At 71.2% G+C, this 14,214-nt stretch carries 14 protein-coding genes and 1 tRNA gene; 8 read left to right on the top strand and 7 right to left on the bottom strand.

The genetic code is table 11. The features are described 5' to 3' along the window. Both tnpA and F3H13_RS15185 read right to left on the bottom strand, forming a co-directional pair. The coding region (gene tnpA, locus F3H13_RS15195) for an IS200/IS605 family transposase (RefSeq protein ID WP_149799841.1) at positions 1-215 on the bottom strand (215 nt) is incomplete at its 3' end. A 515-nt stretch (positions 216-730) separates the two neighbouring features. Then, entirely contained in the window at positions 731-2,083 is a 1,353-nt protein-coding gene (locus F3H13_RS15185) for a DUF7115 domain-containing protein (protein ID WP_149799840.1), read from the bottom strand. Between the two features lie 224 nt (positions 2,084-2,307). Between F3H13_RS15185 and F3H13_RS15180 the strand changes: the two genes are divergently transcribed. Further along, a tRNA-Met gene (locus F3H13_RS15180) sits at positions 2,308-2,461 on the top strand. A gap of 82 nt (positions 2,462-2,543) precedes the next feature. Here the strand turns inward: F3H13_RS15180 and F3H13_RS15175 are convergent. Then, a complete protein-coding gene (locus F3H13_RS15175; RefSeq protein WP_149799839.1) occupies positions 2,544-3,038 on the bottom strand; it encodes a metal-dependent hydrolase in 495 nt (164 codons plus the stop codon). 130 nt (positions 3,039-3,168) lie between these two features. On the opposite strand from F3H13_RS15175, the gene F3H13_RS15170 reads away from it, so the two are divergent. The 3 genes from F3H13_RS15170 (at position 3,169) to F3H13_RS15160 (ending at position 6,783) form a co-directional block, all read left to right on the top strand. Beyond that, on the top strand, positions 3,169-3,669 hold the full coding sequence (locus tag F3H13_RS15170; RefSeq protein WP_149799838.1) for a CBS domain-containing protein: 501 nt from the start codon (positions 3,169-3,171) through the stop codon (positions 3,667-3,669). A gap of 524 nt (positions 3,670-4,193) precedes the next feature. Continuing rightward, a complete protein-coding gene (locus F3H13_RS15165) occupies positions 4,194-5,519 on the top strand; it encodes a 5'-deoxyadenosine deaminase (protein ID WP_149799837.1) in 1,326 nt (441 codons plus the stop codon). 130 nt (positions 5,520-5,649) lie between these two features. Continuing rightward, positions 5,650-6,783, top strand: coding sequence for a DUF4382 domain-containing protein (locus tag F3H13_RS15160; protein ID WP_149799836.1), 1,134 nt, complete (start codon positions 5,650-5,652; stop codon positions 6,781-6,783). Here F3H13_RS15160 and F3H13_RS15155 read toward each other — a convergent pair whose 3' ends face one another. The 4 genes from F3H13_RS15155 to hemC all read right to left on the bottom strand — a co-directional run bounded on the left by F3H13_RS15155 (position 6,784) and on the right by hemC (position 10,251). Further along, positions 6,784-7,185, bottom strand: a complete 402-nt coding sequence (locus F3H13_RS15155; protein WP_149799835.1) for a hypothetical protein — start codon at positions 7,183-7,185, stop codon at positions 6,784-6,786. It abuts the gene before it with no gap. A 225-nt stretch (positions 7,186-7,410) separates the two neighbouring features. After that, entirely contained in the window at positions 7,411-8,172 is a 762-nt protein-coding gene (locus F3H13_RS15150; protein WP_149799834.1) for a uroporphyrinogen-III synthase, read from the bottom strand. Beyond that, positions 8,169-9,101, bottom strand: a complete 933-nt coding sequence (gene cobA, locus F3H13_RS15145) for a uroporphyrinogen-III C-methyltransferase (RefSeq protein WP_149799833.1) — start codon at positions 9,099-9,101, stop codon at positions 8,169-8,171. The genes F3H13_RS15150 and cobA overlap by 4 nt, the downstream gene beginning before the upstream one ends. After that, complete coding sequence (gene hemC / locus F3H13_RS15140; protein WP_149799832.1) at positions 9,094-10,251, bottom strand: hydroxymethylbilane synthase; 1,158 nt, start codon at positions 10,249-10,251, stop codon at positions 9,094-9,096. Before hemC ends, cobA begins: the two co-directional genes overlap by 8 nt. Before the next feature lie 166 nt (positions 10,252-10,417). Here hemC and F3H13_RS15135 point away from each other — a divergent pair, with 166 nt between their 5' ends. The 4 genes from F3H13_RS15135 (at position 10,418) to F3H13_RS15120 (ending at position 14,208) form a co-directional block, all read left to right on the top strand. Continuing rightward, positions 10,418-11,506, top strand: coding sequence for a beta-ribofuranosylaminobenzene 5'-phosphate synthase family protein (locus tag F3H13_RS15135; RefSeq protein ID WP_149799831.1), 1,089 nt, complete (start codon positions 10,418-10,420; stop codon positions 11,504-11,506). Between the two features lie 3 nt (positions 11,507-11,509). Then, positions 11,510-12,346, top strand: coding sequence for an RAD55 family ATPase (locus F3H13_RS15130; protein WP_149799830.1), 837 nt, complete (start codon positions 11,510-11,512; stop codon positions 12,344-12,346). Between the two features lie 141 nt (positions 12,347-12,487). Continuing rightward, positions 12,488-13,468: a hypothetical protein gene (locus F3H13_RS15125; RefSeq protein ID WP_149799829.1), complete on the top strand. Its 981-nt coding sequence runs from the start codon at positions 12,488-12,490 to the stop codon at positions 13,466-13,468. Beyond that, complete coding sequence (locus F3H13_RS15120; RefSeq protein ID WP_149799828.1) at positions 13,465-14,208, top strand: hypothetical protein; 744 nt, start codon at positions 13,465-13,467, stop codon at positions 14,206-14,208. Before F3H13_RS15125 ends, F3H13_RS15120 begins: the two co-directional genes overlap by 4 nt. The last annotated feature ends 6 nt before the right edge of the window (positions 14,209-14,214 follow it).

Below are 14,214 nucleotides of genomic sequence, written 5' to 3'. Positions count from 1 at the left end.
GGGGCGTTCTTGGGTGGACTTCCGATGAACAGGTGTACGTGATCGGGCATGACTTCGCACTCGACCAGTTCGAGGCCCTTGTCCTCACAGATTTCCGCGAAGATGGTTTCGAGACGTTCCTTCGTCTCCCCCGTCAGGTGCGAACGCCGATATTTCGGTACAAACACTATGTGGTAGTAGAGTTCGTATTTCGCGTGACGGGTACTCTTTACCATCTATGTATACTATCACGGTTGGACGGCTTAAAGACTGCGTTGGAACCCCGTCTATGCCATTGACGGCGGTTGAATACTGTTGGTTGGCTTCATCCCCGCGCTGAAGCGCGAGGCTTTCGCCTCGTATTTCCCGTAAGAGCCCGACCGCGAGACGCAGGAGGAACGAGGCGGGGACCCCCTCGCGCAGCGTCTCGATCGCCCCTTGGGTCGAATCGGTCAGGTGACCCTCGAGGAGGCGCTCGATCCAGCTCGAGACCGTCTGCTCGCCGGCGCGGACCGCCTTCGGCAGCAGCAGCCACCCGATCGCAAGGGTCAGGAGGCCGATCGCGGCGGTGACCGCTAGCCGCCCCTCAGTGCTGGAGATGCCGCTCAACACAGCGCCGACTCGAGCGCCCAGTCCGCCTATCACGGTCGGGGGTTCGTCGCCGTCCGGATAACGGATCCGACGCGAGTTTCAGCCGAGAGAATTAGAGCGACCGATTTGAGGGAATGCGCCGCGCGGGGGTGCGGCCCGGTCACCGCCCTCGACGGAGCTCCTCGATCAGCTGTTCGATGAGCGCGGACTGCCGATCGAGGCGCTCGGACTGCGTCTCGACGGTACGCCGCAGCGCGGCGACCTCGCTCGTGAGATCCGCGTCTTCGACGCCGGCGCTCTCGAACGGCGACCCGTCGAACGCGTCGTCGCCCCGAACGGGGCCGTCACCCTCGTCCTCGGGCGCGACGCTGCCGGCGTCGGCGACGGGGGCTCCAGCCTCCGAGTCGGTGACCGCCGTGTCCGCCGCGAGCGCTTCGCCGTCGACCGGCGACGCGGCCTCTTCTTCGCCCGCTCGTTCGATCTCCTCGGCGGCCGACGCGCTCTCCGTCGCGGTCGCGTCGTCGAGCGGATCGGCCGTCGCGTCGTCGAGCGGATCGGCTGTCGCGTCGTCGACCGCCGCGTCCGTCGCGAGCGGGTCCCCGTCGAGCGGGTCGCCGTCGCCCTCGGCCGGTTCCGAGGACTCCACGGCCGACTCGACCGACGGTGACGCCGCAGTTCCCTCGGCTGGGGTGTCGTCGGCCGCGGAACGGGGGGCCGCTCCCGGAGTCGGCTCGTCGGCGCCGGGCGCGGCCTCCGGTTCGGGTCCGCCGGCGTCGGCCTCCGCGTCGGCGGCGGGGGACGCCGAGAGCGGGTCGGGCCCCTCGCCGAAGTCCGTCGTGCCGCTCGGCTCGGCGTCGGGCGTCGACTCGGCCTCCTCGGCGGTGGCGACCCGGAACTCCTCTAAGCTCTCGACGCCGTGGAACGAGCACACCGCATCGGCGAGGGTCTCCCGGACCGCGCGGGCGGACTCGTTGGGGGCCTTGAACCGCTCCGAGCGGCCGTCGTGGACGAGGACCACCGCGGTGGCGACGGTTCCCTCCTCGAAGTCGAGGCCGGTGAGGTCCGCGTAGTGGAACTCCTCAAACTCGGGGTCCCAGACGGCGGACCCGACGTGTTTGACCAGCCGATCGCTGGTGACGATCAGGGTGAGCTCCGAGAAGCGGAAGGTGCGCACGACCGTCTCGCCGGGGTCGGTGACGCCGCTCGCCGAGAGGACGCCGGCGAGGACCGGGTGGAGGACGTCGTCGACGCGCTTGGTCGGGACCGAGAGCGTCTCGTCGCCGTCGAGGCCGTACCCGAGGGTGATCTTCGCCTTGCGGCGCCCCGTCGACACCTCGATCCGCTCGACATCGTGTCCGTACTCGTCGACGGACTCGTCGGACAGCAGTCCGTCGCCGCGGTAGACGAGGGTCCGGGTGGGCGTGACCGCGAGTCGATCGTCACCGCCCAGCGGCACCTCGGCGACGACGTCCTCGTCGCCGACGGTCCCCGCGAGCAGTTCGGGAAGGCTCATACGCCCGGAATACGCCGCGCCCGGCATAAATCCGCTGGGTCGGCCGCGAGCGCGGTCGGGCCGCGTTCGGCGCGCGCTGAACCGCGGTGTCCGCGGCCGGGACGCACGGCGTCTCTGGGTCCGTGTTGGGCCCGGAAGCGACCGCCCGCGGCGATCTGCGATCGGTTCACAACCCTCCGACGGATGGGAAGGTTAAAGAGTCTCATCGCGGTACGAACTGATGAGGCCGGGTGGCTTAGCTGGACATAGCGCCGCACTCATAGGGTTCGGAGATTCGGTGCGGTGACGCCTTGGAAGCGTCCGCGTCCTTCCCGTGGCTCCGCCGAGCCTCGGACCTGGGACATGCGGAGATCGTGGGTTCGGAGCCCACCCCGGCCATACACCATATTGTTGACATCGCTAGTGACGACACCGCTTTCGCTTGCCGCCGGCACTCTTACTTCGCCCGCCGCCGGCACCCTTACACCGGAACCGCCGCGCCGGCGGCGAGCGCGACCGCGACGACGACGCCGCCCAGTCCCAACAGGGCGTAGTTCGCGACCGGGTTCGCCGCCGCGACCAGATCGAGCGTGTACTCGTCGTCTCGCACGGGCGCGAACGGCCGGATACCCATCGGCGTGAGCGCGTCCGCGAGGATGTGCGAGACGATCGTCACGCCGCCGAACAGGAACCCGAAACCGCCGAAGAAGAGCGCCTCGGCGATTCCGCGCTGGAGCCCGACCGCCAGCCCGAGCGCCCCGAAGGCGGCGCCGACGAGCAGCGCGAACCAGACGGTGTGGGTGATCCCTCGGTGTTTGACGAAGGGGACGCGGGTGTCGAGGTCGGGGACCATCGCCATCGAGGCGACGGCGGCGGCGACGACGAGCCCGGCCTCTATCGAGGCGAGGGCCGTGACGAGGAACCCGAACGGGGCGTAGACGAGGAGCGACGCCCCGACGTGACCCTTGTGATACATGTGAGCGACTGCGTTCGCGGTCGGTAAGTCCGTTGCGTCGGCGCGTACTTGCGTTACGTCGGTGCGAAAATCCGTTGCGTCGGCGGGATCTGGGCGAAACGCCTACGGCCTCCCGCCGTGACGCTCCGGTATGACACTGACCGCCCGCGACCTGATGGAACCGGACGTGAAGACGGTCTCGCCCGACGACGACGTCGCCGAGGCGTTCAAGCGGTTCGCCCGCTACGAGTTCAGCGGCTTCCCGGTGGTCGACGACGACGAGCGGGTGGTCGGGGTCGTCACCGAGTCCGACCTCGTCGACCTGTTCGAACCCGAAGACGAGACGCTGTGGATCCCGATCGGACTCCCGCCGTTCGTGGACACGCTCTCCTATCAGGTGAAGCGGCCGTGGGCCGACATCGATCTGGGCGTCGACCTGATCCGCAACGCGGACCGCCCGATCTCCGAGGTGATGAGCACCGACGTGGCGACGGTGACGCCGGACGCCGACGTCGACGATGTGCTGGACCTGCTCGTCGGCGGCGACCCCGACATCAACCGCGTGCCCGTCGTCGACGAGGAGGGACGGATCGTCGGGATAATCGCGCGCCAGGACGTGATCCGCGCGTTTCGTGACCGCCGATTGGTATAGGTCGAATCAGAACGACTTGGTGGCTATTTAAAAGAGGTTGACCGTGGGATGCCGACAGTCTCGACCGCTCTTTTATAAATGATCGACAGCGGATCGACGACGAACACCTCCAAAGCCCCAGTCGCGAGGACTCGCGCGGCTCGCTGTGCTCCTCGCTCGTTCGCTTCGCTCACTCACTGCGGTGCTTGCGTCGCCGTGCTTCGCCCTCGCGACTGCCCCTTTGAGTCCCACCCCGCTCCGCATCGTAGCCTCACGCCTCCCCAGCCTCGTCGCAGGCGGCTGGCGCCGCCAGCGACTCCCTCGCGCGTGCGGCTCGGCCGCGGGGCGGCCTCGCCGGCACGCGCCACCGCGCCGCCCCTTTTAGCTGAACATCGCGACCGCTCACCCGCGTTTATATATCGCGTCGCTGTTGGCGGGCTGATCTGCCGTCTCTCCGGTTGTTCGCCCGGCAGCCCCGATTGGACGCGACCGGGGGGTCGCGAACGGACAGCCTCTTAGGAGTCGACCGTCAGAAACGGACGGACATGCTGCTAGCCGGAACCGTCGTCGCCGACTCCGAGACCGTCATTCCCGACGGCGCCGTCGTCGTCGAGGGGGAAACGATCGTCGCGGTCGGCGACGAGGCTATCCTCCGCGACCGCTACCCCGACCACGAGCGGCGCGCGTTCGACCTCGTCGCGCCCGGCCTCGTCGGCGGCCACGTCCACTCCGTCCAGTCGCTGGGGCGGGGGATCGCAGACGACGACGCCCTTCTCGACTGGCTGTTCGACGCCGTACTCCCGATGGAGGCCGCGATGGACGCCGAGGCCACCCGGGCCGCGGCCGAGCTGGGGTACCTGGAGTGTCTCGAATCGGGGACGACCACCGTCGTCGACCACCTCTCCGTGAACCACGCCGACGAGGCGTTCGAGGCCGCGATCGAGACGGGGATCCGCGCGCGGCTCGGCAAGGTGCTGATGGACAAGGCGTCTCCGGACGGGCTCATCGAGGAGACCGACGCCGCGCTCGCGGAGACCGAGGCCCTCATCCGGGAGTACCACGGCGCCGCCGACGGCCGGGTCCGGTACGCGGTCACGCCGCGGTTCGCCGTCACCTGTACGGAGGCCTGCCTGCGCGGCTGCCGCGAGCTGGCCGACCGGTACGACGGCGTGACGATCCACACCCACGCCAGCGAGAACGAGGACGAGATCGAGGCGGTCGAGGCCGACACGGGGCGCCGAAACATCCTCTGGCTCGACGAGGTCGGCCTGACGGGCCCGGACGTGACGCTCGCGCACTGCGTCCACACCGACGAGCGCGAGCGCGAGTTGCTCGCCGAGACGGACACGGTCGTCACGCACTGCCCCTCCTCGAACATGAAGCTCGCCTCCGGGATCGCCCCGGTCCACGACTACCTCGACCGCGGGATCACGGTCGCGCTCGGCAACGACGGCCCGCCGTGCAACAACACCCTCGATCCCTTCACGGAGATGCGGCAGGCGAGCCTCCTCGGGAAGGTCGACGCCCGCGACCCGACCCGCCTCCCGGCCGCGACCGTACTGGAGATGGCGACCGAAGGCGGCGCCCGCGCCGCCGGCTTCGACCGCCTCGGCGCGCTGCGCGAGGGCCACCGCGCCGACGTGATCGGCCTCACGACCGACATCACCCGAGCGACGCCGCTCCACGACCCGCTCTCCCATCTGGTGTACGCCGCCCACGGCGACGACGTGACCTTCGCGATGGTTGACGGCGAGGTCCGCTACGCGGACGGCGAACACGTCGGGATCGACGCGGCGGCGGTCCGCGAGCGCGCGACGCGACACGCGGAGCGCGTGGTCGAAGCGGCCGGCATTGAGACGGCCGAACCGTAGCCCGCGGTCGCGAGATCGCCTTTTGTCTTCCCGAATCGCCGCGCTCGTCGCTAAAACCGGCTTTATCCGCCCAAATTCGGGCGGAGTATCTCTCATTTATACCCGTACAGCCCCCGTTCGTCGATTCACTATGACGGACCGATCGCGGACGACGGGCGACGACGGATCGCGAACGACAGGCGACGGCCGCGCGACGGACGCGTCCACCGACGGCGTCCGCCGCCGGGAGTTCGTGGCCATCGGCGCCGGCGCGAGCGCGACGCTGCTCGCCGGCTGCGCCGGCGACGCGTCTCTCCCGTCGTCTGGCGGCTCGGACGGCTCGGACGGTTCCGACGGCTCACAGACGACCACCGGAAACTTCCGGCTCCTCATCAGCGACGCCCCCGCCGACATCGGTGACTTCGACAGCCTGAACGTTACCCTCGACCGGGCTCGGGTCTTCGAGGCGGGGGACGGCGACGAGGAGGAGGACGACGACGATGGGGAGGACGAGGAAGACGAGGAAGATGTCGACGAGGACGAAGCAGAATCGGACGACGACGATCAGAACGCCACGGCGGCCGACGAGGACGACGAGGCCCTGAACGGAACGGTCGACGAAGACGACGGCGCGAACGAGACAGACGACGGAGAGACCGAAGCGGCCGACGAGGAAGCGGCCGACGAGGAAGACGAGGATGACGAGGACGACGACGAGGAAGACGAAGACGAAGGCCGCGGCTTCACGGTCGCCGAACTCGGCGGCGCGACGGTCGATCTCACGCAGGTGATCGACGAGGACGCCATTGCGGTGTTCGACGGTGAGATCCCGGCGGGAAGCTACGAGAAGATCGAACTCGAGGTTTCGAACGTCGAGGGGGTCGTCGACGGTGAGGCGGTCGACGTGAAACTCCCGAGCGAGAAGCTCCAGATCACGAACGGGTTCGAGGTCACGCCCGACGAGCCGGTCAGCTTCGTCTTCGACATCAACGTCGTCAAGCGCGGGAAGAACAACGGCTACATCCTCAAACCGGTGATCTCGGGCAGCGGGGTCGCGGGCCGCGACGTCGACGTCAACGAGATCGGCGACGATGACGACGAGGACGAGGATGACGAGGCCGAGGAAGACGACGACGGGGAGTCCGAAGGCGACGACTCGGAAGCAGACGAGGACGACGAGGAGGACGACGATACGGAGACGCCCGACGACGACACCGAGGGAGGCGACGCTACCGGGGGCAACGAGACGGACGACGCGGAGAACGAGACTGCGAGGGGGAGCTAACTACGAGGAGCTCTCGACCGACGAGGCGGCCGCGGACGGGCACTTCGCCCACCGCATCGCGGCGTCGTCGTCGTTGAACGCTTCGGTGTCGACTCCCTCGACGTCGATGGTCCGCTTGAGGTACCGCCGCTTCGAGCGCTGCCCGACGACGGCGAAGCGGTCGACGCCGCGGGCGACCGCGATCTGCGCGGACTCGCGGAGCGCCCGGCGGCCGGCGTCAGAACACGGCCGGCTCGTCCGCACCACGATCACGACGGCGTTGACGGTGTCGGGATCCGCCGCGCCCCGCCACCGGTCGAGCAGCGCTTCGCCGTCCGCGGGGCTCAGTCCAGTCCCGTGTGGGAACTCGACCACGAGGACGTCATCCTCGACCCGCAGCAGCCAGCGCTCGCTCGGTTCCATGACACGCTATCCCACGTACTCAGGTATAAATTACGTCCTCCGAATATCGAACATGATACTACGGATCGTTTCGGCTGATAGATCTGTCCGACAGGTGTTTCGTTCGAGCCCGTAGACCGGGACGGTCGTCGCAGTCGCGACAGTCGCCGGTTATCGGAGAAAGAGACTCGGTCCGCGCGTGACGGTTCGCAGCGCGCGCGTCGCTCGCAGTCTCGGTCGGCGGCGTCAGTCGCGGCGGTCCGATTTCCCGTCGAGCGCGTCGACGACCGCGGTCGCGAGCGCGTCGAACGACGCCTCGTCGGGGACGACGTCGACGTCGACGCCGCGGTCGGCGGCCGTCTCCGCGGTCGGCGGGCCGATGGCGCCGACGACCGCGTCCGCCAGTCCGGCGCGCGCCGCCTCCTCGACGCCGCGGTCGGCGGCCGCCGCGAGGAAGTTGTCGACGGTCAGCGAGGAGGTGAACGCGGCCGCGTCGAGGTCGCCGGCCGCGGCCAGCTCGGCGGAGTCGCCGGCGTCCGCCGGCCGCGTGAGCCGGTACAGCACGGTCTCGGTCACGTCGGCGCCGGCCTCGCGGAGCCCGTCGAGGAGGACGTCGCTGCCGTGGTCCGAGCGGGCGACGACGACGCGCTCGCCCGCGACCCGCGGTTCGAGCGCCGCGACGAGGCCGGCGGAGGTGTACTCCTCGGGGACGACATCGACGGACCAGCCGGCCTCGCGGGCGGCCGCCGCGGTGGCGGGGCCGATGGCAGCGAGGGCAGCGTCGCCGGGCTCCCAGCCCGCCTCGACGGCCAGTTCGACGCCGGTCTTGCTCGTGAGCACGACGAGGGGCGCGTCGGCGGGGACGGCCCCCGTCGGCTCGACCTCGAGCATCGGGTCGGCGACGGGCTCCGCGCCGAGCGACCGGAGCAGCTCGACCGCGGACTCGATCCGCTCGTCGTCGGGGCGGAAGACGGCCACGCGCGGCCTTCGGTCCCCCTCTCCGCTCACGCCCCGTCACCCCCGGCCGAGCCGTCGGCTCCCCCCTCCTCCGCGCTCTCCGCCTCGCTCGCTGTGCTCTCTGCCTCGCTCGCCGACCGAACCGGCGCCGAGCCGGCGTTTTCGAGGAGCGTCACGACGCGGTCGCGGGTCGCGGCCACGTCGCCGATCACGGTGATCGCGGGCGGCTCGATCCCGGCCTCGTCGCGGACGTCGACGATGGTGTCGAGCGTGCCGGTCGCGACGCGCATGTCCGGCCAGGTGGCGCGCTCGACGAGCGCGACCGGCGTGTCGCCGTCGAGGCCCGCGTCGCGGAGTTCGGCGGTGTACGCCGGCAGCTTCCCGACGCCCATCAGCACGACGACGGTCCCGCCGGTCGCCGCGAGCGCCTCCCAGTCGACCGCCGACTCCTCTTTCGTCGGGTCCTCGTGGCCCGTGACGAACGAGACGGAGGAGGCGTGGTCGCGGTGCGTCACCGGGATGCCGGCGACCGCGGGCCCGGCGATGGCCGAGGTGACGCCGGGGACGACTTCGAACGGGATCCCCGCCTCGGCGAGGTGCTCGGCCTCCTCGCCGCCACGGCCGAAGACGAACGGGTCGCCGCCCTTCAGCCGGACGACGCGGTTCCCCTCGCGGGCCAGCTCGACCATGCGCCGGTTGGTGTACTCCTGGGGCGTCCACTCGCCGCCGGCGCGTTTCCCCACGTCCTCCCGCTTCGTTTCCGGGATCTCGCCGAGGATCTCCGGGCCCGGGAGCTTGTCGTGGAGCACCACATCGGCCGACTCGATCAGGCGCTTCGCCTTGACGGTGAGCAGATCCGGGTCGCCCGGCCCGGAGCCGACGAGGAACACGGTGCCGACTCGGTCGTCCCGTCCGCGGGTCGGGGGCTCGTCCGTGCTCGGTCCGGGACCCGCGCCGGTACCGGCCCCGTCCTCACTCATCGTCCTCCCCGGTCTCCGCCGCCTCGCGCGCCTCGGCGATCAGGTCGTCGGCGCCGCGGTCCGCGAGGTCGGCGGCGAACTCCGCCGCGGCCGTCGCGTGCGACCGGACCGGCAGGTCGCGGGTGTCGGCCACCTCCTCGGTGCCGTCGGTCGAGAGCACCCGCGCTCGGACGTGGACGTGTTCGCCCTGGACCATCGCAGAGACGCCGATTGGCGCGACGCAGCCGCCGTTGAGCTCGCCGAGGACCGTCCGCTCGACGGTGACCGCGACGCGCGTCCGCGGGTGGTCGACCGCGTCGCGGACCGCCTCGATCACGTCGGGGTCGCTCGCGGTGACCGCGATGGCGCCCTGCCCGGCCGCGGGGACGAACTCCTCGCGGGGGAGTCGCGTCGTCTCCACCTCGTAGAAGAGGTTCGAGCGGCGCAGGCCGGCCTCGGCGAGGACGACCGCGTCGTACTCGGTCTCGACCTGCCGCTCCATCGCCGCGCGTTCGAGGTCCGACAGCGAGTCGAACCACTCCTCGACGGTGCGGTCGAAGTCGGCGTCGATCTCGTCGCTCGCGTCGTCGCCGTCTTCGGAGTCGCTCTCGTCGTCCGTCTCGTCGCCCTCGGCGGTCAGGGCGCTCGCCTCGCCGGAGGCGATCAGCCGACGCTCGTGTTCCGCCTGGAGGCCGGGCGCGAGCAGCTTCTCAAGGCGCGTGTCGACGTTGCCGCGGATCGGCTCGACGGTGAGGTCGGGCCGGGCCGCCCGGATCTGCGCGCCCCGGCGAAGCGAGCCGGTGCCGACGACGGCGCCCGACGGGAGGTCCTCGATGCCGAGCCCGTCCGGGTGGACGACCACGTCGCCGGAGGGGGCGCGCTCCGGGACGCCCGCGACGACGAGGTCGTCCATCTCCTCGGTGGGGAGATCCTTCAGCGAGTGGACCGCGAGATCGGCGTCGCCGCCGAGCACCTCCTCGTCTAAGGCGCGCACGAACGCGCCCGTCTTCCCGAGGCGGTGGATCAGTTCGTCGGGGATCTGGTCGCCGCGCGTCTCCACCTGCCGGAGTTCGACGTCGCGGCGCCGGCTCGAGAGCGCGTCGCGGACGGTCTCGGCCTGCCGGAGGGCCAGGTCCGACCCGCGGGTCGCGAGCCTGAGCGTTTCGGTCATACGCGGACCGAGGTCCCCCGCGTTCAAAAGCGCACCAGTTCGGGCGCCTCGGCGAGCCCGCCGGTTCGCGGCGCGCTCGCGGGGGTCGCGTCCCCTTCGTCGGTCCGAGGCAACTCCCGCCACGGTCACGTGCCCTTTATTAATCGACCGCCAAGGCGGAGGCGAGATGGCACGCGCGAGCGCCGGGGCCCGGCTCCACTTCGGCTTCTGTAACCTCAGCCTCTCCCACGAGCGGCTGTACGGCGCCCTCGGCGTCGGACTCGCCGCCCCCCGCGTCGTCGTCGACGCGGAGTCGGCCTCGGCGGTGAGCGTGACCGTAGACGGAGCGACGGGGGGCTCTCCGGAGCCGACCGACGCCGCCACGGAAGTGCGCGACGACGTCCGGGAGTACGCGACCGCGGCCGTCGACCTGCTCGGCGTCGACGGCGCCCGGGTCGCGGTCCGCGAGTCGCTCCCGCGACACGCCGGCCTCGGAAGCGGGACGCAGCTGGCGGCGGCGACGCTCGCGGCGGTCGCGGCCGCGCACGGCGAGCCGGCGCGGGTGCGTGAGCGCGCCCCGGCGCTCGGCCGCGGCGGGCGCTCCGGCGTCGGCGTCGCGACGTTCGAGGCGGGGGGGTTCGTCCTCGACGCCGGCCACCCGACCGCGCGCTTCACCACCGACCGCCCCGCGGACGGCGAGTGGACGGTCCCGCCGGTGGCGGCGCGCCACGCCGTCCCCGACGACTGGCGGTTCCTGCTGGTCGAGCCCGAGGCGGACGCCGGGCGGAGCGGGGCGGCCGAGGACGACGCGATGCGCACCGCGGTCGAGCGCGCGGAGCCGGGGCTCGCCGACCGGATCGGCGGGATCGTCACCCGCCGCGTCCTCCCCGCGGTCGCGACGGGGAACGCCGAGGCGTTCGGCGCGGCCGTCGCGGAGATCGGCCGGCTCAACGGCGCGTGGTACGCCGACGAGCAGGGCGGCGTCTACCGGCCCCCCGTCGGCGAGGTCGTGGACTCGCTGTCGGGCGCCGCGCCGGTGTTCGGCGCCGGGCAGTCATCGTGGGGGCCGACCGTCTACGGCGTCACCGACGCGGCGCACGCGGACGCGGCGCGCGACGCCGGCGAACGCGCGCTCGACGCGGCCGGCGTCGGCGGCGAGGTGTCGGTCGCCCGGGCGTCGAACGAGGGGGCGCGGACCGACGCGGGGAACGGGGCGGAATCGCCGTCGGCCGACCCGGAGAGGGGTAACACTAAACCCCGCGGCGACGGGGCCTAACCCATGTCCAGTCTTCCGTTCGGGGTCGCGCGCCTCGACTCGATCCTCGGCGGCGGCGCGCCGGCCGGCAGCGTCGTGCTGCTCGCGGGCGAGTCGGGTGCGGGCGCTCGGGAGTTCTGTTACACCAGCGCGGCGATGAACGCGCTGGCGGGCGCAGACGAGGAGCTGTTCGACCTCTACTACGGGGACCTCGACGACGGCGCCTCGCTGCCCGAGTCGGTCCACTACATCTCCTTCACCGCCGACACCGAGGCGATCACCCGGGAGATGGGGTACACGATGGATTCGGAGATCGTCGACGCGGCGGTCTCGGAGATCTCTTTCCGGGACCTCTCGCCGGAGTACTTCCAGCTGTCGCCGGTGCCGCGCGACTGGTACGAGGCGGAGACGGCCTCGATCACCGAGCTCGGCGATCGCGGCGAGTACGAGGACGTGCTCACCGCGTTCGGCGACTACCTCTCGGAACACGGCGAGGGGAGCCTCGTCTGCATCGACTCCGTCACCGACCTCGTCTCGATGGTCTCCGACGACACCGACTGGAGCGACGTGGCAATGGTGATGAAGGGGTTAAAGAAGGCCGCCTACGAGTGGGACGCCCTGGTCCTCGTGTTGGTGAACACCGAGGCGCTCCGCGACCGCGAGTTCGGCACCCTGATGGACGCGGCGGGCGGGACGCTCCAGTTCTCGTGGGAGAGCGGCGGTTCCCAGCGCGCCCGGACCATGTTCGTCCGCGAGTTCCGCGGCGTGCTCTCGCGGCTGGAGGCCGAGAACATCGTCCGCTTCGAGACCGAGATCCACGACGGCGGGTTCGACATCAGCGACGTTCGGAAGATTCGGTAACGCACGCGGGCCAGCCTCGGGCCGATCCGGCGACAGTCCCGCGGTCTACCCCCGCTCCCTCCAAGTATCGATCCGGAGAACGGCGCGACAGGTTACTTAAGCCTCGCCGCTCAACGTGCCGTAGATGACGGAGGACCCGCGATGAGTGACCTCGACCCGGCGGCGGCCGCTCTCGACGCCGCCGCCGAGGACGCCGGCGTGAGCCGCGAGGAGTTCCTCAAGCGCGCGCTCGTCGCGCTCGCGGAGTCCGAGGGGATCGACGTCCCCGACGCAGAGGAGGTGGCGGCGGTCGAGGCGCGCCTCGACGACCTCGACGCGGAAATAGACGAGAAGGTGACCGACCTCCGCGAGCGGTTCGTCGACCTCTACCGCGAGGTGGAGTCGCTCGACGCCACAGACGCCGGGCCCGGCGACGCGGCGGCCGCGGCGCGGGTCGACGACCTCGCCGCCGAACTGGAGGAGACCGCCGCCCGGCTGGACCGCCTCGACGCGGCCGCCGCCGACGCGGCCTCCTCGGATCGAGTCGCCGACCTCGCCGACCGGCTTGACGCGCTGGACGCCCGCCTCGACGAGTTAGACGGCGTCCGCGACCGGCTGGACGCCTTCGGAGAGCGCTTCGAAGAGGTCGACGACCGATTCGAAGAGGTCGACGGGCGCCTCGACGGCGTCGACGACCGCCTCGGCGACGTCGAGTCCGACATCGCCGGGATCTCCGCGGACGACCTGAGCGAGATAGACGACAAGCTCTCGCGGGTCGCGAACGCGGTGGTCAAGGTCAAGCGCCGACTCGACGCGGCCGAGCGCGACCGCGCCGACCGCGAGCGCGTCGACGCGCTGACGCGGACGGCGAACCGGCACGGGGTGCGGACCGCAGACTGCGACCACTGCGGCGGCGACGTCGAACTCGGCCTGCTGTCGGCGCCGGAGTGCCCCCACTGCGGGCGCCGGTTCGAGGACCTCGAGCCGAACACCGGCTTCCTCGGCACGTCAAAGCTCCTCGTCGGGGACCGGCCCGCCATCGACGGCGACGTCGCCGACGACGACCGGGACGAGATGGGCCGGACCACTGACCGGACGAGCACCGCGGCGAGCGACGGCGGACCGGACGGGGACCGCCGATGAGCGACGGCGATCGGTCCGACGGCGACGACGGATCGGACCCCTTCGGCGACGGTCTGTTCGGCGACAAACCGGGCGACGCCCCCGACGCGGACAAGGCCGACGACGGCTTCGACGACCCCGACACAGACGAGGTCGACGACCTCTTCGACGACCCCGACGCGGACAAGGTCGACGACGGCTTCGACGACTCCGACACAGACGAGGTCAGCGACCCCTTCGCGGCGCTCGGTGAGGGAGTCGACGACGGCGGCGAGGCATCGTCTTGGGCGGACCCAGAACCGGACGCGACCGCGGACCCGGAACCGAGCGCCCCGGCGGACGACCCGTTCGCCGAGTTGGACGGCGACGCCGCCGGCGCGCCGACCGACGAGGACCCCTTCGAGTCGATGGGGAGCGGCGACGTCGGCGAGGAGGACGTGTGGGAGGCGCTCGACGAGGGGACGTCGATCGGCGCCGAGGCGACCGAGTTCGGCGACGACAGCGAGGGCGGTGCGGTCGGCGACGTTGGGGAACCCAACTCCGGGGTCGCTGGACAGACGCCGGGCGCCGGGCCGACCGGCGACGAGCACGTGATCGACAAGCGGAGCTACTGCCAGCGCTGCCCGCACTTCACGGCGCCGCCGGAGACGGCGTGTTCCCACGAGGGGACGGAGATCGTCGAATCGGTCGACTTCTCGCGGTTCCGGGTCCGGAACTGCCCGATGGTCGACACGGAGGACCCCGCCTTCGACGAGGAGTAATTAGAA

The sequence above is a fragment of the Halorubrum xinjiangense genome (assembly GCF_900102375.1).
Taxonomy (GTDB): Archaea; Halobacteriota; Halobacteria; order Halobacteriales; family Haloferacaceae; genus Halorubrum; species Halorubrum xinjiangense.
Note: the sequence above shows the minus strand (reverse complement) of the source record. Positions and strands in the feature narration are given on the sequence as shown.

Coding starts and splice junctions, on each gene's coding strand:
- F3H13_RS15185 (WP_149799840.1), bottom strand. CDS start 2,083: ATGAGCCTTCCCGAACTGCTCGCGGGGACCGTCGGCGACGAGGACGTC.
- F3H13_RS15175 (WP_149799839.1), bottom strand. CDS start 3,038: ATGTATCACAAGGGTCACGTCGGGGCGTCGCTCCTCGTCTACGCCCCG.
- F3H13_RS15170 (WP_149799838.1), top strand. CDS start 3,169: ATGACACTGACCGCCCGCGACCTGATGGAACCGGACGTGAAGACGGTC.
- F3H13_RS15165 (WP_149799837.1), top strand. CDS start 4,194: ATGCTGCTAGCCGGAACCGTCGTCGCCGACTCCGAGACCGTCATTCCC.
- F3H13_RS15160 (WP_149799836.1), top strand. CDS start 5,650: ATGACGGACCGATCGCGGACGACGGGCGACGACGGATCGCGAACGACA.
- F3H13_RS15155 (WP_149799835.1), bottom strand. CDS start 7,185: ATGGAACCGAGCGAGCGCTGGCTGCTGCGGGTCGAGGATGACGTCCTC.
- cobA (WP_149799833.1), bottom strand. CDS start 9,101: ATGAGTGAGGACGGGGCCGGTACCGGCGCGGGTCCCGGACCGAGCACG.
- hemC (WP_149799832.1), bottom strand. CDS start 10,251: ATGACCGAAACGCTCAGGCTCGCGACCCGCGGGTCGGACCTGGCCCTC.
- F3H13_RS15135 (WP_149799831.1), top strand. CDS start 10,418: ATGGCACGCGCGAGCGCCGGGGCCCGGCTCCACTTCGGCTTCTGTAAC.
- F3H13_RS15130 (WP_149799830.1), top strand. CDS start 11,510: ATGTCCAGTCTTCCGTTCGGGGTCGCGCGCCTCGACTCGATCCTCGGC.
- F3H13_RS15125 (WP_149799829.1), top strand. CDS start 12,488: ATGAGTGACCTCGACCCGGCGGCGGCCGCTCTCGACGCCGCCGCCGAG.
- F3H13_RS15120 (WP_149799828.1), top strand. CDS start 13,465: ATGAGCGACGGCGATCGGTCCGACGGCGACGACGGATCGGACCCCTTC.